The 25,873-nt window shown below is 31.3% G+C and carries 15 protein-coding genes; all 15 read right to left on the bottom strand.

Going from position 1 to position 25,873, the window contains the following annotated elements; genetic code table 4:
- Positions 1-7 precede the first annotated feature (7 nt).
- The 15 genes from JV122_RS04985 to mip (JV122_RS04975) all read right to left on the bottom strand — a co-directional run bounded on the left by JV122_RS04985 (position 8) and on the right by mip (JV122_RS04975) (position 25,868).
- A complete protein-coding gene (locus JV122_RS04985; RefSeq protein WP_205842862.1) occupies positions 8-5,395 on the bottom strand; it encodes a PDxFFG protein in 5,388 nt (1,795 codons plus the stop codon).
- 322 nt (positions 5,396-5,717) lie between these two features.
- A complete protein-coding gene (topA, locus tag JV122_RS02090; RefSeq protein WP_205842861.1) occupies positions 5,718-7,577 on the bottom strand; it encodes a type I DNA topoisomerase in 1,860 nt (619 codons plus the stop codon).
- A 9-nt stretch (positions 7,578-7,586) separates the two neighbouring features.
- Positions 7,587-8,138, bottom strand: a complete 552-nt coding sequence (gene hpt / locus JV122_RS02085) for a hypoxanthine phosphoribosyltransferase (protein WP_205842860.1) — start codon at positions 8,136-8,138, stop codon at positions 7,587-7,589.
- Between the two features lie 84 nt (positions 8,139-8,222).
- On the bottom strand, positions 8,223-9,131 hold the full coding sequence (tsf, locus tag JV122_RS02080; RefSeq protein ID WP_205842859.1) for a translation elongation factor Ts: 909 nt from the start codon (positions 9,129-9,131) through the stop codon (positions 8,223-8,225).
- Positions 9,132-9,152: 21 nt separating this feature from the next.
- Positions 9,153-10,004: a 30S ribosomal protein S2 gene (rpsB, locus tag JV122_RS02075; RefSeq protein WP_205842858.1), complete on the bottom strand. Its 852-nt coding sequence runs from the start codon at positions 10,002-10,004 to the stop codon at positions 9,153-9,155.
- 181 nt (positions 10,005-10,185) lie between these two features.
- On the bottom strand, positions 10,186-12,600 hold the full coding sequence (gene mip / locus JV122_RS04980) for an Ig-specific serine endopeptidase MIP (protein WP_205842857.1): 2,415 nt from the start codon (positions 12,598-12,600) through the stop codon (positions 10,186-10,188).
- Positions 12,601-15,000: a putative immunoglobulin-blocking virulence protein gene (locus JV122_RS02065; RefSeq protein ID WP_205842856.1), complete on the bottom strand. Its 2,400-nt coding sequence runs from the start codon at positions 14,998-15,000 to the stop codon at positions 12,601-12,603.
- A gap of 26 nt (positions 15,001-15,026) precedes the next feature.
- On the bottom strand, positions 15,027-16,409 hold the full coding sequence (locus JV122_RS02060; RefSeq protein ID WP_205842855.1) for an MSC_0618 family F1-like ATPase beta subunit: 1,383 nt from the start codon (positions 16,407-16,409) through the stop codon (positions 15,027-15,029).
- Positions 16,409-17,935, bottom strand: a complete 1,527-nt coding sequence (locus tag JV122_RS02055) for an MSC_0619 family F1-like ATPase alpha subunit (protein ID WP_205842854.1) — start codon at positions 17,933-17,935, stop codon at positions 16,409-16,411. Before JV122_RS02055 ends, JV122_RS02060 begins: the two co-directional genes overlap by 1 nt.
- A gap of 1 nt (position 17,936) precedes the next feature.
- The gene (locus JV122_RS02050; RefSeq protein ID WP_205842853.1) at positions 17,937-20,150 is read right to left on the bottom strand and encodes an MSC_0620 family F1-like ATPase-associated subunit; all 2,214 of its coding nucleotides are present in this window, start codon (positions 20,148-20,150) and stop codon (positions 17,937-17,939) included.
- The gene (locus tag JV122_RS02045) at positions 20,143-20,613 is read right to left on the bottom strand and encodes an MSC_0621 family F1-like ATPase epsilon subunit (RefSeq protein WP_205842852.1); all 471 of its coding nucleotides are present in this window, start codon (positions 20,611-20,613) and stop codon (positions 20,143-20,145) included. The genes JV122_RS02050 and JV122_RS02045 overlap by 8 nt, the downstream gene beginning before the upstream one ends.
- Positions 20,613-21,533: an MSC_0622 family F1-like ATPase gamma subunit gene (locus JV122_RS02040; protein ID WP_205842851.1), complete on the bottom strand. Its 921-nt coding sequence runs from the start codon at positions 21,531-21,533 to the stop codon at positions 20,613-20,615. Before JV122_RS02040 ends, JV122_RS02045 begins: the two co-directional genes overlap by 1 nt.
- A gap of 1 nt (position 21,534) precedes the next feature.
- The gene (locus tag JV122_RS02035; RefSeq protein ID WP_205842850.1) at positions 21,535-22,092 is read right to left on the bottom strand and encodes an MSC_0623 family F1-like ATPase-associated protein; all 558 of its coding nucleotides are present in this window, start codon (positions 22,090-22,092) and stop codon (positions 21,535-21,537) included.
- Positions 22,093-22,095: 3 nt separating this feature from the next.
- Positions 22,096-23,607, bottom strand: coding sequence for an MSC_0624 family F1-like ATPase-associated membrane protein (locus tag JV122_RS02030; protein WP_205842849.1), 1,512 nt, complete (start codon positions 23,605-23,607; stop codon positions 22,096-22,098).
- Positions 23,607-25,868 (bottom strand): Ig-specific serine endopeptidase MIP, encoded by a 2,262-nt coding sequence (mip, locus tag JV122_RS04975; RefSeq protein WP_205842848.1) that lies wholly within the window; start codon positions 25,866-25,868, stop codon positions 23,607-23,609. The genes JV122_RS02030 and mip (JV122_RS04975) overlap by 1 nt, the downstream gene beginning before the upstream one ends.
- Positions 25,869-25,873 lie beyond the last annotated feature (5 nt).

The raw sequence follows: 25,873 nt of genomic DNA, 5'->3' as shown, positions 1-25,873 counted from the left end.
TTATCTCCTATCCTGTAATGTTGAATTGGTAATCAATATTAATAATTGTTTTATTGTCTGAATCTTTTTCTATTCTTACTGAAGCTTGAGAGTTTGTTTTTCCGTTTTCTGATAGTGAAGGAATATCTCCTAATTCAATTCCTTCAACTAATTTGTTGTCTTGATCAACAAATTCAATAAAGTATTTATGTTTAGGAACTAACAGAGTATCGCTGTATTTTGCCATTAGTGCATAATCTGAAACTCATGATGAATACCCTAAATCTTTTAGTGTTTTTTTAGAAGAACCATCAGCTTGTTTTTGTAAATAGAAGAGGTTGTTTGTGTCAGAAATATTTACATCAAGATATTTAACTTCTTTTGTAACTGTGTCTGTAAATTTCAGTTTTTTGATTTTAGCTGCTGTTTCATTTTTAACAAATCCATAAAGGGCAATTGCGTCTTTTTGTTTGTTTCTAAATAACCCAGCAACGTTTCTGTGACCTACTCCATAATTTTTAAGTTGTGATATAAAGAAAGCTTTAGCTCTTGTATTAATTTTATTTCCTTCAAAATCTAATAGTCTAATTGAGTCATCAACTACTTCATCTCCATTGTCATCATATAACCTTGAATCGATTGTTTCTTTTTGACCTAAATCCTTGAAATATCCGTTATTTTTGGAAATGAATCTTCCAAAGAATGAAGAGTTTCTTTGTTCTCTTTGAGAATAAACTGAAATTGAACTGAAGTTTCCAAAGATTTTTTCTCTGATTGGTTTTGTTTCATTAATTCTTTGATCTGAGTATTGACTAATTGATAATCTTGTGTCTTGAAGTGCTTTTTCAAGTGTTGCAGTTCTCTTTTCGTCTTTTTCTGCTTTTGCTTTATCTAATTCAATCGCAAGTTCTCTAACATCATCTCTAATTTTTTCAATTCTAGCTGAGTATTTGAGGAAAATTGGGTAAGTTTTTTCTAAGTACTCATCAAATTTTTGACCTCTGATTGCTAGGAAAATAGAGTTGTTTAGTCTAATTTGAGTGTTTGCTCTGTCGTTTCAGATACTTAATTTTGTTGCATCAACAACATAATCAAGTCCTGTTGAAATTTCATTAATTCCAGAAACGAATTTAGGTAAGTTTTGGAAATCGCTTCTACTTGGAACATATGTTGTTTGCACATAATCCCTTGTTAGAGTTTCGGCAATACTATAAACATAGTCTGTAAATTTATCATTAATTAGAGGTTCAATTCTTGTTTGGTTATAGTTTATAACATCCTCAGTCGGAACTCCGTTAACAAAGGTACTGAAATAAATGTCTCCAAAAGTTGCTGTAGTTAATACCCCAAAGTCTCTTCAAGCAATAACATTTCCCATGAATCTGTAAAGATCTTGTGAGTTTAGGTGTTGTGATACAGCTTCGTAATTTTCTTGTCCAACAAAGGAAATAATGTATTTTTTGAATGCTTCTAATAATTTAGCAGCATCAAATCTTGTTCTTGTGTCTTTTGCATGTAGTTTGCTAATATCAAATGCTAAACCTTCTGCAAATGCTTCGTTTGCAATTTGGATTCCGTAATCTTCAGAGAAAATTGCATAGTTTTGTGCAAGTTCTGTAGCTGGATTGAAATCTTTTGTTGCTAAGAAGTATGAAGATCTTCTGAATCTTTTCATTAGCTCATTTGCTATTTTTTGATCATCATAGCTATCAATGTCTTCAATTTTTGAGTTAGCGTTTGTGCTTGCTTTAGCTGCTTTTTTGAATTTTTCAAAATCAAATTTTGTTTTTACATAGTCAACATTTCAGTCATAAATAGCATTTTGTTTATCTGTTTCAGATGTTTCTACTTCTCTTAATGTTGCTTTTGAATAATCAATAGAAGCAAATTCTAATAAGTCTTTAAAGGAACTAAATCCAACTGTTTTGATGTTTTTGTTGTCTGATGTTTTGAAGTCAACTAAAACAGAGTCATTAAATGCATCAAACAGTGAATATGAGGCATTTTCGAGGTTTGCAGCATTTTTGTTAAAGACAATTTTGTTTATTAACTCAGCAGCTTTTTGTCTTAGTTGTTCTGGACTTAAGCCGCTATTTGTAAAGAGTCCAAAGATTTCTTCTGCAGTTGCTTGTGAGTTGTCATTTTTAGCAATTGCTAAAAAGTGGTTGATTGAGTTGTTAACTCTTTGTCTTATGTTGTTTTGTAATAAACGACCAAATCCAAGTCCATCTCTAACAATAGCTACTGAAGGTGCTACTTGAACTCTTCCTGAAACACGTGTTCCTAAATCTGTTCCTATTTCTCTAACTCTTGAAAGGTTTTCTCAATAGTTAATTGATTGAGACAATAATCCGTTTTGTGTCAGTGGGAAACTATATGCTGTTTCTGTATCCCCTTCTTTAAATAGTCAAGTGTTGTTTGTTTGACCACGGGTTGCAAGAGCGTATCTTGAAGTTGCAAAGTGTTGATCAGCAACTAAAAGACTTTGAAGTTGCTGTGCAAGATTGGTATTTGATTGAGTATTATTGTTAAATACGTGGTACTCATGTCCTTTTCTTTTTGTGTCTTTTGACATAACAGAAGCGTTGTATTGTGGATTTTTTTCTGCTTCTTCAGTTCTATAAAGGAGATTGTCTTTGACGAATTTTGGTTCATTTTCTCCAAAGAAACTTTGGAATCCTGATTTGATTTCTCCACCAATACTTGTACTTGAGTTGTTTCAACCGTTGTCAAAGAATCTTCTGGAAATCATTGCTTCAAAAGTTGTTTTCAGTAGTTCTTCTTGTTTTTTGATGTAATCTACTGTTTGTTTGTCAAGCGGTTCATTTAAAGGAACATTAATGTAAGGAGTTCCATCTGCATTGTAAACTTTTGGTAATTCAAGAAGTTTTGTAATGGTTTTATCGCCTTCTTTTGTTGTTGTTAGTTTGTAAGGATTAATTGTGAAAGAACCATCAGGGTTAAAAGTAATTAAATCATATAAAGAGTTTCCTTGACCGTCTTTAATGTCTTTTAAAACATTTTCTGGTGTGTTTTCTTCAAGTCTGTAGTGTGTTGTTTTTGAACCATCTGCATTTGTAACTTCTTCTTTTTTAAATGATTTGTAAGGTCCACTAATTGAAGGGTTAAGTGTTCCTGAGTTTTCATCAAAGGAGTTTGCTAAGAATAGATCTCCAAGTTTTACACCACGCAATTTAGCAGCTTGTTGTAGTCCTGAAAAGGTTTGTAAGAATCTTCTTCTTGGGTTATCTGTGATTTCAAACACAGAAGCTTTTTCGTCATCAGAACCTCAAATGTCTTTGAATGTTTCTGTTTCTGTTGTTCCATCTTCTTTAATAAATTTAAATCTGATGTATTGCCCTTTTGGACTTGGAACTCCTAAAACATTAACTCTTTCAAATTCTAAATTAGAACGAGCATCTAAATAGTTTTTTAGAGCTGTTGCTGAGTAATATGAAGACTCACTAATTCCTCCACGAGTTGAAAGACCTCCAACTAAAATCGCATTGTCATTTGTGTTTAGTGCTTGTGTTTGATCTAATGTGAAATGGTGTCCGTATTCATGAGCTGCAACGTATTTTAAGAAATCTGTTGAAATTCCTTCGAAATTATCAATTGTAGCACCTAAAACTAAAGGAAGTCCAATTCTATCTGAAGGTTGGAATAAAAGTTTTTCTCCATAAGCTAATTTATATTCATAATATCCTTTATCATTAAGGAATTTATCAATGTAAGGTCCTGTAACTTTTTTGAGTAAATGTGGGTATTTTTTAGTTACTTTTTCAATGATTCCATCATAAGCTTCAACATAAACTTGGTATCTTCTAGCAGCTAAACCTGTAAGTGGTTTGTTGTTTTCATCTTTAAGGTTGATATCTTCTGGTCCAAAAGAAATTGCAATTGGATTGATTCCTCCTTTGTAACCTAAAGCTGTTTTAAATTCATTGAAGTTTTCTTTTAGTTCATTTTCTGTCTTTTTAAGTTCAAATTCAATTGTTTCTTTTTTATTTGCATCAGCAACTGAAACAAGGTTTGCAATAAGTTTTTTGTTTTCTACAGAAAGTTTTTCTACTTTATATTGAACTAATTGATCTTTTTTATCTTGTGATAATTCGTTGTATTTTTTAAGTTCATCAACTTCATTTATTGCTTCTATTTTTGAGCTGAAGTATCTTGTTTGTGTGTTATCTTTGTAAACAAAAATGTTTTTGTTTTCGTATGATTTAATGTCATAGAAGTCTAAAAAGTGAACTAATTGAGAATCAACAATATCTTTTAAAAACTCATAAGAAAGTCTTCATTTTTCTGAAATCTCACCACTTGTCATTCTGAAAAGAACTTCTTCTTTTTGGTTGTCTTTTGTTGTTTTTTCTGTTTGTAGTGTTAAATCAAGTGCTTCATTTCCATTGTTGTAGCCTGAAACAACTTTTGAAACAACAACATTTTCAAGTTTAGAATAAGAAATGTTTGAGTCAGCTTTAATGTTGTAGTCTTTTAATTTTTGGTTAAATTCAGCTTCTGTTATTCCTCGTTTAAATAATAGTGTTCCTCTACCATATTCTTTTAGTGATGATGCAACATCTCTGTGTACAATTGCCGAAAACTCTAATTTATCAAATTTAGAAGGGTTAATGATTGATAAAAAGGCATCGTTTGAACCTTCACCAATTGAGTTTTTGAGTGCACTTGACAGAGGGATTGAACTTAATAAAGCGTCAACAGCTGGTTTTTGTTCTTCTGTTCTAAAGAAAGAATAAGTTAGAGCATCTGTTGCATTACTTTGTCCAGCTCCTGAAGAATAAATTGGTAAAGAACCGAAGAAAGCATCTGGGAAGAATTTAATTTCACTAACTTCTTTGTGTAGTGTTGAGTGTGAACCTAAAGTAATTGAGTTACCGTTTTGCTCAACTCCCGGAACAATTCTAAAACTTTCAAGTGTTACTAAATCTGGACCTCAAGAAACATTTTCAAAGAATCATTTTGTAAAATCAATAAACTGTCTTGGTTGTACAGCTAAAACATATTCATCAAAAAAGCTAAATGAACCATATTTAACTTCTAGAACAAAGCTTTCATTATAACGCTTGTGGTATTCTGAAAAGAAATCTTGAAATGAGTATTTTTTTGATGAATTTTCAACGAATCAAAAAGTATTTGTATCATAATCAAAATCAGCAACCTTGTTTTTCTTTAGTGGATCTACAATTGAAATAACTGGATTTAGCTCTCTTTTATCATTGTAAATTTTTGAGTAGTCATTACTTAGTTGACTTTTTGTTAGTCCTGAATTTCTTCCTTTAACCTCTGAAGAGTTGTTGGCATAAATAAACATTGAACCTACAACAGCACCTGAAGTTAAAGCGATTGCTGCAGCCGATATTATTGTTTTAGTTTTAAGACTTAATTTCGTTTTCATTTTTTTCTCCTATGTCTATAAAAAAAATCCTTTATTTAAAAATAGCTTTTAACTTCTAATTTCTAAATAAAGGATATTAATCTATAAAATGCAAATGGTTTATAAAAGAAATTAAAAGTAAGAAACACATGTAGTTTTGTCTGTGCCAAAAATACGTTTATTCATTTTAATAATAATATTAAATGTGTTTCTCATTTCAGTTTCCTTTCTTGTTTTAATAAAGTTATTAGAATTATACTAAATAATAATTTTTTTCCAAGTATTTGCTTAATTTTTTTGCAAAAAAACAAACACAGAGAGATTTTTTTCTGTGTTTGAGTAATTATTCTTCTTTTTTGGTGAATCTTCTTCTGAAAACTGGTTTAGCATTTGGATCAGCTTTTAGGAAGCGACAAGCAGGGAAAGAAGAACAAGCAATAAATCTTTGTCCATTCTTTTTGTTGTATCTGTAAACTAATTCTGCATTGTCATTTGGACAAAGTTCTCCAACTTTTTCAACTTCTAAAACAGTTTTTTCTGTTGATTCAGCTGCGTTTTCGAAGTTTTCTCTAAATAGAGTTCAGAAGGTTGTCATTGTTTCTTTATATTCTGATTGACCTTCGGCGATTGAGTCAAGTTCTGATTCAATTTCTGCTGTATAACCTTCGTTGATGATTTTTCTTTCTTTATCTAATTCAAATAGTTTAGATAAAACGGTTCTACCAAATTCTGTAGGAATTAATGCTTTGTTCTCTGTTTCAACATATTTTCTGTTTTTTAGAATTTTAACTGTTGAAGCAAAGGTTGAAGGACGACCAACTTTGATTTCATCAAGTTTTTCAATTAATGTTCCTTCGTTGTATCTTGGAACAGGTTTTGTTTGTGATTTTGTTTCTTTGTATTTTTCAACTGAAACTGTATCACCAATTTTATAACCTGGGTCTAAAAATTCTTTTTCAGCATCTTCTTTGAAAAGTTTGTAGTAACCATCAAAATCAATTCTTGAAGTTGCATATTTGAATTTGTGTCCATTGTTTTCTAAATCATAACGCACAATGGTTCTTTTTGGCGGTTCCATTATCGCTTGAAGTGTTGTGTTGTAAATTAAAGTATAAACTTTTAATTCTGTACTACTCAAGTTATATTGTTCTTGAGCTTTTTGTGGTGTTAAGTAAGGGTTTGTAGGTCTGATTGCTTCATGGGCATCTTGATCTCCAGCATCACCTTTAACAGTTGCTGAAACATATTCAGGACCTCATGTTTCTAAAACATATTTTTTAGCAAGTTGCACAAAAGATGCACTTAAACGCGTTGAGTCAGTTCTTGGGTATGAAATTAGCCCTCCGCTTTCACCAAATCCTTCATAAAGTCTTTGTAGAGCATCTTGCACTGTTGAAGCTGCTAATCCTGCTTTTTTGAATAAAACAGATTGTTTGAAAGGAGTAATTTTAGCTTCTGTTCTTGTTCTTTCGTTTTTGTCAACAACAACTAAATCACCTTTTAGTTCTGAAAGAATTTTTTCAATTTTTTCAGGCGCGATTCATTCTGCATTTCCTTCGAATTTGTCTTCATTATTGTAGTAGCTAAAAGAAACTTTTTTGTTGTGAATTGCTTCGAGTGTGTAGTAAATTTTAGGAATAAATGCTAAAATCTCATCTTCTCTATCGATTACAAGTTTTAGAGCAACAGATTGCACACGACCAGCTGATGGTTGAATAGGAGCATTAGATATTTTTTTAGCAAGCAAGTTAGAAAGTCTAAATCCAACAATTCTGTCGATCATTCTTCTTGTTTTTTGAGCATTTACAAGGTTTTCATCAATTTTTAAGTGAGCTTCTAAAGAGTTTAGAATTGCTTCTTTTGTAATCTCGTTGTATTTAATTCTTTCGTATTTGTTTTGCACGCCTAAAAGTTCTACTAAGTTAGCTCCAATCGCCTCTCCTTCACGGTCAGGGTCGGTTGCAATATAAACTAAATCGGCTTTTTTAGCAGCACTTTTAAGTTGTTTAATAACTTCTTTTTTGGTTGTGTCTTGAGAATACAGCGGTTCTCAGTTATCCATGTCTATTCCAAAACCAAATTGCCCGCTTGTTTTTAGTTTATAAATGTGTCCTACTGAAGCTAAAACTTCATATTCATCACCTAAATAGCTTTTGATTGCCTTAATTTTATTAGGTGACTCCACGATTACTAATTTTTGCATTTTTTACTCCTATAATTCATCAAATTTTTCTTCATCAAAGATACCAATATATGGTAAATTTCTGAGTTTTTCTTTTACATCTAATCCAAAACCAACTAAAAAGGCATCAGGGACATCAATTCCGTATTTATCAGCATTAAAATCTGTTTTTCTTCCTGTTTGTTTGTTTAGAAGAGTTAGTACTCTAACACTTTTTGGGTTTTTGGTTTTGAGTAGATTAGCTACTTTTTCAATTGTGATTCCTGAATCAATTATGTCTTCAACAATTAAAACATCTTTGTTTTGTACATCATAAGCAAGATCCATGATAACCTTTACAGAACCCGTTGATTCTTGTCCTCCTTGATAAGAAGAAAGGGTCATAAAATCAATGATGTGATCAACTCTGACGTCTTTAATTAATTGTGCTAAAAAAGGGATAGATCCCTTTAATAAACCTACTATAACTAAATCTTTTGAGTCTTTGTATGTTTCATTTACTCATTGAGCCAAGTCATAAATCACTTTTTCTAAATATTCTCTTGTATATAAAACTTTTTTTATTCTTTTGTCTATTTCCATATTACTTAACAACCTTTAATAACTATTTTACCACTTAATATAAAAATAAAACCAAGATTTCTCTTGATTTTATTTTAAACAGATTTATTTGTTTTTAGCTTCAGCTACTTGAGCAGCAACTTCTGCAGCAAAGTCTGTTTGTTGTTTTTCAATTCCTTCACCAACTTCAAAACGAATTGCTTTAACTAGAGATGATTTTTTAGATTCTAAGTATTTAGCAACTTTGAATTGTGAATCCATAACAAATTCTTGTAGTTCAAGAACAACTTCTCCAAGTTTTTTTTGTACTTTTCCGTTGATCATTGATTCTTTGATTTTATCTGGTTTTGAAGCGTTTTTAGGATCTTCGTTTACTTCTTTAGCGAATTCTTGTGTTAATTCATCTAATTTGTTTTGTGGATAATCAGAAACTAATGTGTATTCTGGGTTCATAGCTGAAACGTGCATTGAAACGTTTTTAGCAGCTTCTTCATCAGCTCCGTTAATTAAAACTATAGATGCAACTCTACCGTTTGTATGTACATAAACTCCAGCTTTTTGGTCAGCCGCAATATCAAATGCTTCTGCTCTTCTGAAAGCAATTTTTTCTCCAATTGTTGCTGTTGCATCAACTGTTAATTCTTCAATGCTTTTTCCAGATGCATTTTTTAGTGCTAATGCTTCTTCGTTTGAAGCAAATTTGTTATTTAATAGAATTTGTCCAATTTCTTGTACTAATTCAACAAATTGTTTGTTTTGAGCAACAAAGTCTGTTTCTGAGTTAACTTCAAAAATAACTGCTTTGTTGTTGTTTGAAACTGCATAAACCAATCCTTCTGCAGCAATTCTTCCTGCTTTTTTAGCAGCTTTTGCTTTACCGTTTTCTTGTAATCAAGCAATTGCTTTTTCAATGTTTCAATCTGAAGCTTCAAGTGCTTTTTTACAATCAACCATAGGAGCATCAGTTCTTTCTCTTAATTCTTTAATAAGAGCCATTGTGTTAATTTGTGACATATTTCTCCTTTTATTGTTTAATTATTTGTTTTCTTCTTTTTTGTTTTCTTGAGCGTTTTCTCTGTTTGCAAATCTTCTTTGTCCGTTAAATTCTCTTCTTTCTTTAACTGGATCTTCTGGTAAAACGATTTTGTCGTCTTCTTGGTAAGCAAATAGAGCTTTTCCACCTTTAGCAACTACAATAGCATCAGCTAGAATTGTTAAAATTAAAGTAATTGATTTTGTTGAGTCATCGTTTGCTGGAATAGCAAAGTCTACTAAGTTTGGATCTGTATCTGTGTCGATGATTCCGATAACTTTAAGTCCTTTTTTTCTTGCTTCTTGAACAGCAATAATGTCGTTTTTAGGATCAGCAATAATCATTACTGAAGGTAATCCTTGCATGTTTCTAATACCATTTAGGTTTTTTTGTAGTTTTTGAAGTTCTTTAGCTTTTAGAACTCCTTCTTTTTTAGTGTAACCTTCGAAGTTGTTTTTTGCTAAAACTTCTAAGTCTTCCATTTTTCTAATACTGTTTGAAATTGTTCTGTGGTTTGTTAGTGTTCCACCTAATCATCTTTCTGAAACATAAGCTGAGTTTGTTCTTAAAGCTTGTTCTTCAACTGCTTTTTTAGCTTGTCTTTTTGTTCCAACGAAAATGAATTTTGCATTGTTTTCTGCAAATTTAAAAATTAAGTTGTAAGCAAATAGTAATGATTTTTGTGTTTTTTGTGTGTCAATGATGTGTGTACCCATTTTTTTTGTATAAATGTAAGGTTTCATTTTTGGGTTTCATTGAGCAGCTTTATGTCCGAAATATGTTCCTGCTTCTAGAAGTTTTTGTTTTGAAACAACTTCTCTATCTAAGTGTTTTTCTTTTTGTGTGTTTTCCATAAGGTATCCTTTTCTTTTTTAGTTTGTTAGTCTTCCCAATATTTCTAACGCCAGCACTTTTCACAAGCACACCCGACGAATCCATATTGGTGCTTTTTAAAATTAATTATTTAAATTCTACCACAAAAGCGGTTTTTAAAAAACTAAAAAACAAAAAACACAGCAATGTGTGTTTTTGAAATTATTTTTGAGCATCATTTTTAAACTTAAATTTATCTGGAATTTCTTTAATATTTTCAAATAAATTAGTTTTAAATTTGTCTCCATAAAGTTTAATCAATGCTTCACGATATGAAGTTTTTTGGTTTTTACCACCACCATAAATTAAGTCATATTGAGGTAATTTATAGGCGTTTTGGCCTGTTCCATAAAGCCCTTTGTAATCAAATCCTTCAGATCTAAATGCAGAAGCGATTCCTGTGTTTGCTGAAGAGTTTGAGTAGTGATAAATAGCAACTAATTCATTGTTTTGATTTCTGATTGATGTTCCAGAAGCACCACCTCCAGGAGCGTAGTGTTTTGGATTGTATGCAAGACCATAAGCAAGATATTTTTTATTATCTAATCTGTTTACAAAGAGATCTTTTTGTGGTCTTGGCGCTGCAATAAAGGAATCTAGCACACCTGGTTTATCGCTGAAAGTTCTATAACCTAAAGCATATGATAAATAGTTTCCTTGTTTTAGTTCTCTTTCGCTAAAAGCATCAACTTTTTCTGTTGTTTGATTTACTACTATTTTGTCAAAGAATTTTTCTTCAGCATTAGTTCACATTGTGAAGTAGTGTTGAGAAACACTTCTTTGATCATCATCAACATAAGGAACAAAGAAATAATCATAGAATCCAGAAGGGAAACCAACAGCATATAGATCATCTGGCCTTGTGTTTTGATTTTCATATTGCTTGTTGATGTCGTCAACTGTTAGTTTACGATCAATTTTTGAGTAGTCTTTGAGATATGAAGTAGCTAAAAACTTAATTTGATCTTCTTTTTTGTTTGCATAATTGTTTGTTAGTGCTTGTGCAAATTTAGAACGATCCTTAACTAATTCTTCAGAATCATAACCTCTAGAAACATAAACTCCTCTTTCAGGATCGTTTCCTAAAATCTTTTCAAAATCAAGCTCAATTACAGCAAAATCAATGAATTCTTCAACATCACTAAATTTAGCTTTTTGTTCTTTAGATAGAAAATCTGCTGGTTTTGTATTCATAAAATCTGCAGCACTATAAACTACTTTTATAGGGTTGTAATTTTGGTTTTGGTTATCAATTGGAAAACCAAAACGAGTGAAGTTTTCATCTAATCCAATTAGTTTGAATTTAGTGTAAATTCCAGCATCTTCATTGATTCTCGCAAGTGACATTGTTGTTGTGTTTTTAGAAATAGCATCTGCTACGTGCAGATTTGTTCCTAAATATCACTTTGTAGGATATTTTCCATCGGCTCTTGGAACGTAGTCTAAAATTCAAGCAGTTCCTGAATCTGTTTTGAATTCCTTTGGTTTTCCTTCTATTTTGTTATTAAATGAAACTTGAAAAGACTGTAGAGCAGCTTTTTTGTAGTTTTCATTTGTTAAATATCTTGGAATTCCCTGTGCACGATATCTATTTCTGTCTTTAACATCAACTCAAGAAGGACCTTTTCCAACTTCTCTAGAATCATAGATGTTTAATCCATCATAAGATCCATCAGCATTATAGCTTGGAACGCTAAATCCTTTAAGTCTGGCATCATCATAGCTATCTTGATGAATCTCTTTTGCTTTTTGATTAAATTCTTGGATTTTTTCTGTTGAAGTATTTAGATTTCTAAATTTAGAAATAGCATCTTGATCATCATTAAATTGACCTCTTTTTAAAGTTGCAATATATTGCTCATTGTCTTTGTCAAATCTTTGTTGTTGATTAAATTCTCTTGCGTATTTTCCTTCTTCAGATTGCGGAACTGAAGAGAAATGCCCTTGATTTATTGTCCCATCTTCATTAATGTTAACTGGACTTTCTAAAAATCCTCCAACCTCAAATGTTTTTTCAAAGGTTTGTTTTTGTTTATTATCTTTGTCTTCTGTAAAGAAGAAGCTTAAAGTGAAGTTTCCACGACCTACAAGAGCAGAAATATCATCTCCGTTTTCATTTAAAATTCCCACAGAAGAAACTAATTCAGCACCTACTGTGTTTGCATTTTCTCCTGTAATCTTAAATTTGATTGAATCAAGGTTATTTTTTACTTTTGCAAACAGTAATTCTGATTGTTTTGTGTTTCTCTCATCAAATTGCACAAATTCAACTTTAAGACCTTCAACAACTTTTTCTAAAGTTTTGTTAGGTTTTGGAACAGAAATATATTGTGTTTTGTTGTCTAAAACTGATGGTTGTTGAGGTTGTGATGGTGGGTTTGTAGGATTTTGATTTCCTGGGTTTGGATTTTGTGGATTGCTTGGGTTTGGGTTATTAGGATTTGCAGGATTGCTTCGATTATTCTTATCTTGATCTGGGTCTGTTTTTGATTTAGATTGTTGTGTGTTACAACTGAAAACTAAAGCAGCTGAAACTAAAGGTACAGAAGCTAAAATTGCTTTAAATTTCTTTTTCATCTATCCAAAAATGTCGCTATCGCTTGATTGGTTAGTGTATTGTGGACGTCAACCATTTCCTTTTATTTGATTAAAGAGTGCTTCTTGTCCAACAGGAATTAAGATTGTTGAATTGTCAGTAAAACTTTCAGATCATTTAGTAAGAATTGATAAGTTTTTGATACCTTGAGATGTAAGTCTTGTTTTTGAATCAGTACCCACAATCTTAATTGTATTTGTTTGTGAACCATTATCAAAAATAATTTTTGATCTTGGCATTTGAGGTAATTGTGTATCTAAAACATCAAATTGAGCTTCATTTAACTCAGCAGCACTAATTTCATACACAGAACCTGTGTTGTGAAGTTTGATAATTTTTAGTTTTCTAGAACCGTTTGCTGGTTTGTATTTGTCATAAAATACAAGCCCTTTCAAGCTTTTTAGTTTTGTTTGTGATAAATCTAAACCAGTTGGGTAACTGTTTCCTTTTTCGTCGTGATCAGGTTCTGTACCTGGACCGCTTTGACCTTGGAATGCTCCTTCATTATTTCTAACAAAGTAAGCCATTCTCAACCCATTGTTGATGTCTTCGATTGAGTTTTTATCATTAAATGAAAGCATGTTAAATACAACACGAGTATAAACTCTTTCATTTTTCTTGAAATCAAAGCTTACGTTGTAGTCAACTGTGTTAACTCATGCAACTTTATTAAGTGCAAGTGGGTTAATTGCTCATGTTTCAAGCAATGAGTTCCCTGAAGTATATAGACCTAATTCATCAATTTCTTTATCTCTAAGTGCTCATAGAGCTGGAGCTATAGTAGGATTTTCTAAAAACAACTCAAGTTGAGGAAGTTTTTTAGGCAATGCTTGAATAATTTTATAGAATGCTTGACCTGAATTATTTAGTCCCATATTTTTAATTCTATAAGAAGTTATTTTTTCTCCGGCTTTAACAAGATCTTGAATTAATTTTAGAGTTTTTTCATAACCTTGCTTGTTAGCAGCATCAATTGTAACAACAACCCCTTCGTTTCTTTGACCTTCAACAGGCTCTTCTCTGTTTAGTCTATCAACTTGGATACCATCACCGTTTGAAATACCATATTTTTTGTACTGGTCTGTAATATTTGTTTTCTTTCAACCCGGGTAGTTTCCTGATTCAATATCTCCTCCAGGACGTCAGATTCAGTCTTTATAACCAAAAGCACGTTTTAATTCATTATCTCTTTCATAGCGAGCAATTGTTGTGTTTGAAAGCGGTGAAATAGAATAAGAATCTATTTCTCCGTTTGCGTTGATATAGATATTGTCGTTGTCTTCATAGATAACAAAACCTTTAGCTAATTCTGTTTCTAAGTGACTTGATTGTCTTGTAAATTTAGAAGGATCAATGTAACCGATAATTTGAAGCATTCCCTCTTCTGTGTTTTTGTGAGGTTTTAGCTTTGTTTCATAAATTTTTTGACCTTCTGGTGTTAAGTATTCTTTAACTTTATCACCATTTTCAATTAGTAATTTGTATTTTTCAATGATTCTTTGATATCAGCGTTTTGAGGTCGGTCCTACATTAACTAATTTTTTAAGATCGTCAAGAGTTTTAATTCCTGGATTATCAAGTCTTAATGTTGAAAGTTCAGATTTTGGCACACTTTTATTAATAGCTTTAATTGAGTTTTCGATGTTTTTCTTACGGATTTCATCTGTAACTTCAATTGCTGTAATTTCTCCAATTGGTTTATTTGTGTAAGGTTCACGGTTAGTAATACCCGCTGCAACGTCTCTTGGATCTTCTTTTCTTGGTGTAACTTCTTTGTATCCTGTAACTTTAACTCTAACACCATTAAAATCAACAGTTCTTGTATTGTCTGAAGGTTTAGGTGCTGGTTTAGGTGGCTCAGGTGTTGGTTCTGGAATAACTTCTTCAACCGGTGGTTCGGGTGCAGGAGGTGTTGGCTCTGGCTCTGGTTCAGGCTCTGGTTGAGGTTTTGGAGGCTCAGGAATTGGTTCTGGGTCTGGTTTTGGTGGTTCAGGTGGAGTTGGAACTGGTTCTGGATCTGGGTTTTTTGGTGGATCAGGAATTGGTTCCGGTTCTACTGGTTTAGGATCTGGTTGAGGTTCAGGTTTTTTTGGAGGTTCTGGTTCTGGTTCAACAATAACAGGAGGTTTTATTGGTTTTGGTTTTGGTTTAACGTATTTATTATTAACATCTCTAAAGGAATTATCTCCATCTTTAAAATCAGCATTAACGTTTGTGTTTAGTTGAACAGTGTTGTTTTTGATTAATCTTGAACGTTCAACTGCGTCTATGCTATTAGATGTTGAAAAATAAATACCAGTACCGACACCAGTCGCTGCTGCTATTGATGTAGCAGAAATTACACCTACCTTTAAACCTTTTGATTTTAAAATCTTTTTCACCTTTTATACCTCGCTTTGTTTGGATTTTAGTTTAATTTAAGTTCAGCGTCTGTAGGAATAGTTAAGTTTGAACCTACATAACTGAAAATTTCTGGGCTTTGGTTTAGATACTCACCATTAATGATTCTGATAACTGATTCAACAGTTTCATCTTTAGGAACATAAACTCCTTCTTCTTTTGTAAAGTGTTGAGTCATGAAGAAGTTTTGTGAGAAGAAGTTTTCTAACTGAAGTGCTTTTTTAACAATGATTTTTGATTCATCATCAAGCTCATCAAATCCAAGAATTAAAATAACATCTTCTAAGTCTTTATAAGTTTTAAGAATTCTTTTAGCTTCAATAATTGCATCAAAGTGTTTTTGTCCAATGATTTTTGGATCAACTGATTTTGAAGATGAAGCTAAAGGATCAAATGCTGGGAAAATGTTTTTAGCTGTTTGTGCTCTAGAAAGAACTAGATTACCATCTAAGTGGTTAAACACAGCAACAGCAGAAGGGTCACTGATGTCATCCATTGGTAAAAATACTGTTTGGAATGATGTAATTCCGGCGTTGTCTGTTTTAAATAGACGTTCTTGAACGTGAGCAACATCAGATTCAAGTGTTGATTGGTAACCTCCAACAGAAGGTTTTTTACCTAAAGAAGCACTAACTTCGTTTTCAGCTTGAATGAAACGGTAGATGTTGTCAATAAAGAGTAAAACGTCTTTTTGTTCTTGATCTCTTAAGTATTCAGCAGCCGTAATTCCGATTGGCACAATTGACATTCTAGCTCCTGGTGATTCGTTCATTTTTGAGATGTACATTGAAGATTTTGACATTAAGTTTGATTCTTCTAATTCGTTGTATAGCTCAATTCCTTCACGTGAACGTTCTCCAGAACCGATAAAGATGTTAGAGGTGTTTTCGTTGTTTTTGTTAACGTTGAAAATGATTTCTTTCATTAACACAGTTTTTCCAACCCCAGCTCCTCCGAAGATTCCGAGTTTGTATCCTTTAACAATTGGCATAAAGAAGTCGATTGCTTTGATTCCTGTTTCAACAATTTCGATTTCTGAGTTTAAAACTCTGTCTTTGTTGATTGTTGAGTTCATTTCAACTCTTTTAGGGAAAGTGTATCTATCACTTAAAAGTGGTTGTCCATGGAAGTCATAGATGTTTCCTTGAGCTTCAGAACCAACTGGCACCATGAAGCTTTTGTTTGTGTTAAATACAGCATCATCAACTGAAATTTCTTTGTGTAGATAAATAACAATTGCTCTAACTGTTGTTTCATTAACAAGTCTTTTTACTAATAGATAAGTTTGATCATCGTGTAGTGTTAGGATTGTGTTAAGTGATGGCAGGTTGTCCTTTTGAAATTCTACTTCAACAACATCACTTCAAAATTTAACTATTTTTCCGTTCATTATTTATCCCCCATTAATAAAGCAAGTGTTTCTAGTTCGTTTTGACTAAAGTCAACGAAGTTGTGTTCTACATCAATTTCTCATCCTAAATTTAAATAATTAGAGTATTGTTTAAGAGCGAATGAGAAGAAGTTTTTAACGATTTTTTCGTCGTATTGTTCGTTGTTAACGATTTTTTCAAAGATGCTTTTTGCAAGTTCGTGATTATCAATTAAGATGTTGATTAATCTCATAGCTTGTTGTTCGTTTTTTACACCTTTTAGTGTATTTCAAAGAATTAATTTAGATGTTAATAAAACAAATCTTGAAGAATATACAGAATATCCTTTTTGTGAGAATAATTTTTCAATTTGTTTTCCTTTGTGTAGAAGTAGTGATGTTTCTTCATTGAAATCATAGTCTAATAAAGCAAGTTTAAGTTGTCTTTTGTATGCTTTGTAGATTTTTCCTACTTCTCCGGCGATTTTTGTGATTGTTCTTGATTGTACAGAGCTACCTGTTCTGGAAACTGATAGATCAATGTCAATCGCTGGTAATTTACCACTGTCAAATAAATCAGCACTTGTTACAATTTGACCATCTGTAATTGAGATAACGTTTGATGAAATTAAGCTTGTGATGTCTCCATCAACTGTTTTTAGAATTGGTAGTGCTGTAATTGTTTTTCTGTCAACAAATGATCCAGCTCTTTCAAGCAGTGATGAGTGAGCAAAGAACATATCTCCTGGCATTGCTTCTTTACCTACTGGTTTATCTGTTAATAAAGCAATTTCTCTAAAGATGTTGGCGTGTTTTGTTAAATCATCGAAGATAACTAAAACATCATCGTTGTATGAAAGGTTTTCAGCATGTGCCATTCCTACATAAGGTGCTAGATATTGTTGGTAAGCACTTGTTGCAGGAGCGTCGATGATGATTGTGTTATCTAATGCATTAAATTCTTTTAGTGTTTGGTAAAGACGTGATAAATCTTCTCTTTTTTGACCAATAGCAACATAAATACATTTAACATTGTTTTTAGCTTGGTTAATAATTGTATTAACTACTAAGTGTGTTTTTCCTGTTTGTCTATCACCAATAATTAATTGTCTTTGTCCTTTTCCAATTGGAATTAATAAATCAATTGAAACGATACCTGTATATAGTTGTTCGTTCAGTTTTTTAACTGTCATTAAGTTATGAGCATCACCGAACATTTTGCTTCTGTAACCTACAAAATCCCCATAAATTTCCTCTTTTTCTGGGAAGATTGATTTTCCTTCAATATCAATGATTTTTCCAAAGTGTGAATATGATGTTTCTACTGTGTTATCATTTGAAACTTCGATTACTTCTTGACCGATTTTTAAGTTTTCTAAAGATGTTGTATCACTTAATAAAAAGGCTTTGTTTTCTGTAGCACTAATTACCATCATTTTAACATCTGGAAATTCTGCTGAAGTAAAGTTTTGTCTTTGTTTATATGGATATTCTCCTGTAATTTCGATTACATAGTCAAATATCGCAGTAATTTTTGGGTTTTGCATATTAGAGTCCTCCTATAATTCCTATTACTAATAAAGCAACTGCACTTAGTAATATTATTGATGATAAAGCAATAATTGAAATATTTGCTTTAAACATAGATTTTTGTTTTGCTTTTTGTTTTGTAATTAAGTTTGCTGTTGATAATGAAAGTCCAGCAAGTGACATGATTGAAAATAGTGAACCAATTGTTACTAAAAAGGTGTTTTGTTCTTTTCTTTCTGTTTTAAGAACTTGCTGTGTTTGTGTATAAGAATCTTTGAATTCTTTTGTTTTTTGAGCTTTTTGTTCTTCAGTTTCTTCAGGAACTAAAGGAACATTTAAAAGTCTTTGTAGTAATTTAAATTGTTTACCAATTTTTGAAAGAACTTCAATGTATCTTTGGTATCAAGATAAAGTATTAAATGTTTGAGCTTCTGCAACTTTGTATCCAACAGAAATATCACGTTCTAAGTTATAAAATAGCTCGTTGATGATATTTAAATCATAACCTTCTTTGGCAAATGCTTTTGTAAGAGCATCTTTAAGATCTTTTCTTTGTTCTACTTTTGCTCTAAGGTTTGAAACAGCAATTTCAAATCCTTTGATAAGGAAACTATAAGAATATAGTTTTGTAATTGTAGAAGTTTTTACAGAACTTAAGAACTGAATTTCAAGCGCATCTGAAACATCACCAAATTCTGAATCGCTTGAGTTGATATCGAGCGATTGTACAAGTGTGTTAAGGATGTTTGCTTGGTTATCAGCGTATTTTTTAGTTGTGTAAATGTCTTTTGTGATTGTTTGAATAAAGGTAACAAGTCTGTTTTTGATTGAGTTGTTTCCGATTTTGGCAAAGTCAATGCTTTCATCAAGACCAATTGCACTGTATAATTGCACCATTTCTCTTCTTAGTTCAGAGCTAAATTTTTCTCTGGCAGCATCAAAAGCGTAATTTTCTCTTTTTTGAAGTGGTTGTGGTGTTGTTTTGTATCTTCTTGAAGCTTCTGTGTCAACAGTGTCGCTAATTGATACAACAAAGCTAATTCCTGTTTGAGTTTTTTCTACTGTTTCAACTTCGTATTTGTATCTTGTGTTGATTGGGTTGTCAAATCAGAAGTATTTATCAGAACCACCTTGAGGATCGCTTTGGAAACTTTGTACAAGTTTGTCAATGTTGTATCCTTCTTTTTTGAGTAGTTCGCTTTTGAATTTAGGTGCTAAAGCAGGTAGTTTTTCAACTGCTTCTTTAGTTTGAATTGGTGTAGGTTCAATGATTGGACCTTCAATTGGATCTGTTGGATCTAAAGGTTCAAGAGTGTCATCTTCAGGTTTTTTGTCTGGTTGATTTTGTTCTGGTTGATCTGTTTTATTGTGTTCAAGATCGAAAGCTGTATATCTTGGTGTAATCTTTGATTTAATATAATCATCTCAGCTATTGAAACCTTCTGGAACTTTAGAAGTAATCGCACTGATTTTTCCGTCTTTTGCATCAATTAGTGATGTATCGAATTGTAAATCTTCTGGAATGTCTGATGAGTTATAAACAATATCATAGAAACCTTCTTTTAGAGCATTTACATATTCATTTGTAAATTTGGTAACATCTTCTTTTGTGTAGAAGTTGTCTTCATCAGCTGTTGCTTCTTGTTTATCACCATCACCAATAACACCTGAGTAGTTAGTTGTAGAAATTTCGGGATCGAAGATAACATCAGGGTATTCTACACCTTGGAAAGTTACATTTCCTCTTTTAAATTTCTTTCTTGTTGAATAAACATTAGGGAAAATTACATTAAATCCTTCTTTATTAGGACTTTCTTTAATTTTGTCTTTGTTTTTTTCTAAGTAGTCTTTAAGAAGTTGTAGATAGTAACTTTGTTTGATGTTTTCTTTGAATTCTGCATCTTTTTCAGGGTTTTTAAGATCGTTTTTGATTCTGCTTTGAGCATCGTTGATTTTGGCAACAGCACCAGCTATAGCAGTATCAAAAGCTAATTTAAGAGCGTTCTCGGTGTCAATTTTAAAACTATCAAATAATGTAGAAACTTGTTTTGGTTTAGTTTCTCCACCTTGGTTGTTTGCATCACCTGAACCATTGGTTGAGCCATTAGTTGAACCATTTGTTGATCCTGCGTTGTTATCTGCAGGATCGGCACTTAAAAAGGCGATTGGAGAAGCTAAAACAGGTGCAACCGAAAGAGCTAATAGTTGTTTAAGTTTTTTTCTTTTATTCATCTCCATCTCCTTTTCTTAAGTTAAATTCGCTGATTTTACTAAATTTATAAAGATCAAAATTTAGTTGGTTGATTTCAATGAGAGTTTCAAGGGAAGGATTTAGTTTTTGGCTGTGATTTAAATAACTAATTTTGTTATTTAGTTCACTAAAGTCTTTGTTATCCTTTTGTTTTGAAGCTCTTTCAACATAAATTTCATTTGAGCTTAAGGTATTAATTTTCATCACTTGTTCAAATAATAAGAAATTAGCATTTCTTAAAAATAGATAGTGTTTTTTAGCAAATTTTGGGTTTGTGATTCTGATTAGAATGTTTTCAAAAGAAGCGATTGAGTTTTCTTTGATTGTTTCTCAAGATAAGCTTTCTTCTAAATAGAATTCTAATTCACTGTTTCAAGCTTTGTATTTAGTGTTGTTATTAAAATTAATTTCAATTTTAATTTTAGAGAGATTTGTGTTTTTCATTAGTTCTCTCCTTTTTTCATTAAAGAAAACTCATTGTTGTTTTTGGTCAATAGAACAATTTCTTCAATTTCGTTTTCTCTTTTGATTTTAGTAATTCTTTTTGAGATTTTTCAAATTTCTTCGTCTAGATCTTTAATGATTTTGTTAGTTCTTACTAAACCGTTTTTAGCGTTGTAGAAAGAAGATTCAATAATTAAAGACTGTAGAGCGTTTTCAATGAAGATGTTGGCATTTGAGTCAACATATTCACTAACAGAAGGATAGATGTTAAGATTTGCTAAAGCATCTTGTGAGATTTCTTCTTTTGTAAAGGAAGTTAGCTTGCTTAAATCAAAATCATTCATCGGTAAGATTGTAAAAGGTTTGTTGTAATTTTTGTTTGAGTTAATTACAAAGTTTACCTTTGAGTATCTTTCTGTTGTGTAAAGATATTTAACAATGATTGATAAGTCTTTAGCTAAGTTTGGATTGTTAAGATCAAATGTATAAAGTGGTTTGATGTTGTTTGTGCTAAAGAAATCGCTTGCTTGTTGTCCTAAAGCAATGAAGCTTGCGATTTTGTTCTCTGTGTTTTTGAGAATCATTTTTTCATATCTTGAATATGAATCGGTTGAGTATTTTTGTTCTTCTCTTAAATAGATTCATAATTCTTTTTCTTTAATTAAATTAGCATTAGCTTTTTTTAGCAGTCCCTTAAAAAGACTTAGTTCATCTTTTTGAGTTATAAAAGGGTTTTGAATGTTGTATTTTTTAGAAAGAAAATCAATTGTGTTTTTGTTAATAGAAGCATTATTAACAAAGAATTTTAGTTGTTGATTTAGTTTCATGATTTTGATTAGTAGGATATTTTTTTCACTATTAACCTTTAAATAAATTTTTTCCAGATTGCTTTTCTTTTGGATTATTTTCTTTAAGTGCATGTTATTTAATTTGTGCTACAAAAGATTTTTCAAAAAGAATCTTTTTAGCTCTTGAAGTTTGTGAATAGTAAATAATTAAACCTGGAAAAATTTCGATGAAAGAATTTTTATCAAATAAATCTTCGATTTCTGAGTTTAATTTAATTAAAAACTCTTCTGCATCTTGGTCATCTGAAGTTCTAAATGTAAAAGTTTCAAGATGAGAATTTGCTTCTGTTGTAACGATTGGAACTAATTTGTCTCCAAATCTTAAATCTTTTGAAAAGGAAATAATAAATCCATCAAATTCAGCTTCATATTTTTTGTCAATGATGTTTTTAAATGTAGAAAAGTATCATTTATAAACTTCTGATTCATAACCGAAATTTGATTTTAGTAAAACAGAAGACATTAAACTATCGTATGAAACAAAGTTTTTATCTTTTTTAACTTTTTCAACTTCACCAAAAACATCAAAAAGAGCGAATAATTCTTGTTGTTCTTTCTTTTTTTGTTGTGGATCAACTTTTTTAGGTTGTGCTTGGTTTTGTGATTTGTTTGAAAATAATTTAAATGCCATTTTTTACGCCTTTCCTTTTGGGTTTTGTGTTTGTTTTGCTTTTTGATTGTATTTGTAGTTTTTGAAAATTGAGAACAGTAAATCAGCAAATGTTGAAAGCATGATCATTACAGAAGCAATAATTGCAAATAATACAAATAAATCAATTGTACTAAAGTGTTCATTAATTGCACTTAAGTAGTAGTTTTGTTGACTAAGTAGAATTTGGTTAAATCCTGTTGCAAATAATAATAAGATGTTTGAACCAACGATCATTAAACTAAAGAACATAGAGTAGAATGTTATGTTTTTTTGTTTAATGGCGAATGATACAGTTGTAATAATTGAGAATAAGCTACTAAAGAAGATCATTACAATATTTGTTTCTTTTGAGGATGAAAATCCAAAAAGAATAAATGCAATTAATCAAATTAGTGATTGAGTTGCACCAAAGAACATTGTGTTGTATAGTGAACCTTTGATTTGAATTTGTCTTAAGAACTGACTTAAAACAAAGGCTGTTGTAATTAATAAAGAAATTACTACAGCAAGACTCACAGCTAAAACAGCAACTGTTTGCGGTGCGTCGATTGCGTTTTTAATTCCTTGTTCTAGAGACATTACAATAATGAATCATAATAGAGCTGTAGATAAAAGAATAAAGTAGAGTAGGATTAAATTTTTGAAAAATAGTGTGCTGTAATATTTGCTTAATAAAACAAGTATTTTATGAGCGTTAGCTAATAACACTAAAATTGTTAATCCAAGTGTTCCAAAAATGATTGTGACAATATTTGTTGCTTGTTTAACTTCAAAAATTTGATCAAAGAATTTATAAAGAGTTGATTTATCAAGCACACGGTATGTGTTTTGATCTTTTTCTATAAAGAAATAGAATAAAAGAATTCCTGTGATAAATAGTAATAATTGAGCAACTGCAGAAGCAATTAGTGAAATTAAGTTTAATTTAAGTAATGGGTTTGTTTTTCTTTGTTCTAAATAAATGAATGTGTGGTAGCCAGCATTTAAAAGAACTAATGGTAAAAAGATAAAACTTAAACCAAATACTGAATAAACTAAGTTTGGATCAGGGAAATTATATTGAACTAAAAACTCTTGTTGATTTCCTGTGTAAATTGTAAATGCAAAGAATAATATGAATGATGCCAGTGTAAATAAAACATAAGCAATGTAGAAATATCAATATTTTGAAATCAATTCTTTATTAAGAATTAGATTGATATAGTTTTTGAAAATTGAGTAAATAAAGACAAAACTCAATATCGAAACTCTTAGTAAAACTAAGAAATTCAGTTGCCTTCTGTTTGCATCGTTAAAATCAAACAGTAAAGCTGCTGTGTTGACTGAACCTAAAATGGTTCTTTGATAGAAAGTAAATATAAACAGACTTCCTACAACCAAAAGAAATATAAGAATATATTTTAAAATAAAGAACAATGTGTTTGAATTAATCAACAGTGTGTTCGCTTTTTGGTTTTTAGATAAATTTGTTTGTTTAGTGCTAAAAACATTCATTAACTTGTACCTCCTTGGGTTGTTTTCTTAAATTTGTATTCTTCAGGGATTTGATCAAATCCGTTTTGGAATAAGTTTGTTTTTGCGCCTGGATAGAGTTTTTTCATTGCTTCACGATAAGAGTTTTTCTGTTGGTCGCCTCCACCATAGATCAGATCGTATTGTGGCAGATTGTAAGAACCATAAACTCCTTTGTAATCAAATCCTTCAGATCTAAATGCCGCAGCTAATCCTGTACGAGCTGTATCGTTTGCTGCATGGAATACAGCAACTAATTCATTTCTTTGGTTTCTCATTGAAGAACCAGAAGAACCTCCAGCTGGAGCATAAAATCTTGGCATGTAAGCAAGTCCCATTGCAAGTAGTTTTTTGTGTGTTTGTGAAGAAGTAATTACTTCGCTTCCTAAAATTGGTGATGCGATAAACTCATCTGTTACTCCGGGTTTATCAGTGAAGCTTCTATAACCAATTTCATAAGATAAGTAGTTCCCGTGATCTCAAACCGATTTAGAAATAGAATAATTATCTTCTTCTGAACCATTATCTAGTTTATTAATAGCATTGTAAAGGTTTGGAGCAGCGTTTGTTCAAAGACTGTAATCGCTTTTTTGACGACTAATACTATCTGCATCTTCATATTGATCTAAATAGAAATCTTTTATAGAAGATGGATAACCAACTAAGTAGTGTTCATCAACTTCTTTAGGTTTTTGACCTTCTTTTGCTTTAGTAATATCTCTATTTACTTTTTCATAGTCTTGTAAATAAGATGTTTTTAAGAAACTGATGTGTTTTGTTGTTTCTGTTGCATAGTCGTTTGTTACTAATTTAGCGAGTTCTTGAGCATTTTTGAGAATTTCATCAGTAGTTCCAGTGTTTTTTCCTCTCGCTTCAACTCCATTTTTAACTGCTTTTTCAAAATCGACCTCTAATACAGCAAAATCAGCAAATTCTTCATAGTCTTTGTATTTTTCTTTTTGATCTGAAGCTAAGAATTGTGCTGGATTAGTTTTTAGATAATCTTCTCCTGTGAAAACTGTTTTTACAGCAAATCCATCGTTTGATTTTTTGAAAATGAAGTTTGAGAAGTTAGCATCTTTAGAAAATAGATCAAATTTTGTATGAATACTTGCATCTTTGTTCAATCTTCCGATTGTGATGCTATTTGTTTTATCTGTTAAAGCATTAACAACGTGCAAGTTTGTTCCAAAGTATCACTTAGTTGGATAGCTGTTATCATCTTTTTTCTCAAAATCAAGGATTCAAAGAGTTCCTGCAGTGTCGTATGATTGTCCAGTTTGCCCTGGTCTGTCTTCTGGGTTATTGAAAGCAGCATGAAACGTTTGTAGTGCATAATCTTTGTATTTTTCGTTTATTAAATATCTTGCAAGACCAACAGTTTTGTATGCTTCTTCACCTTTGTGATTTACTGAATCTAATCATGAAGGTCCTTGACCTACTGGATCAGAGTCATTAATTCTCAGTCCGTCAATTGTTCCATCTTTATTTCAAGAAGGAACACTAAATCCTTTATAAAGAGCATCTTGGAATTTAGAAAGACCTAATTTTTCTGCTTCAACATCAAGTTTTTCAGCACTTATTTTGTCTCAAGAAACGTCTTTTCTGAAATCAGCAATATCTCTTTGTCCACCTTTTGTAATTTGAGATACAGCCGTTTTTATGTAGTCTTCGTTGTCAAAGTTGTATCTAAATCTTTGATCGCCTTTAACATAATCTTCTCTTTTTTGACGTTCTCTTTCAGGGGTCGAAGGTGGAGTAGGAATTGAACCATCTTCATTAGCATTAAATGGGTTTGTTTTAAATCCTTCTTCTAAAATTTCTCTTGTTGAATAAAATTCTTCTTTTTTATCATCTTTATAATAGAAAGTAAAGATTAAATAACCTTTTCCTGTTAGGTTTGAAACTCCCGTTCCATTTTGATATTCTTCATCATAGTTGGTGAATTCAACTCTAAATTTGGAAGTGTCTAAATTTTCAACTTTGTATTTAACTTGTTCTGGATTTTTTAGTGATCTAAAGTAAATGTCTTTTTTATCTCTTGGAAAAGGTGCTTCATAGGATTCAATTGTGATTTTAGCATTTTTTGCTGCTTCATCGAGTGCTTTTTGTTTTTGTTTGTCTCCAGAAGTATCAATAAAATCATTTCTATCAACCTTTTCTGAACTACAACTTACAGATAATAAAGAAGCAGTTGCTAGAGCTGTTGTTGCAAACAAGATTCTTTTGTGTGTTTTTTTCATTTGTA

This window comes from Mycoplasma procyoni (assembly GCF_017052595.1).
GTDB classification, from domain to species: Bacteria; Bacillota_I; Bacilli_A; order Mycoplasmatales; family Metamycoplasmataceae; genus Mesomycoplasma_A; species Mesomycoplasma_A procyoni.
Note: the sequence above shows the minus strand (reverse complement) of the source record. Positions and strands in the feature narration are given on the sequence as shown.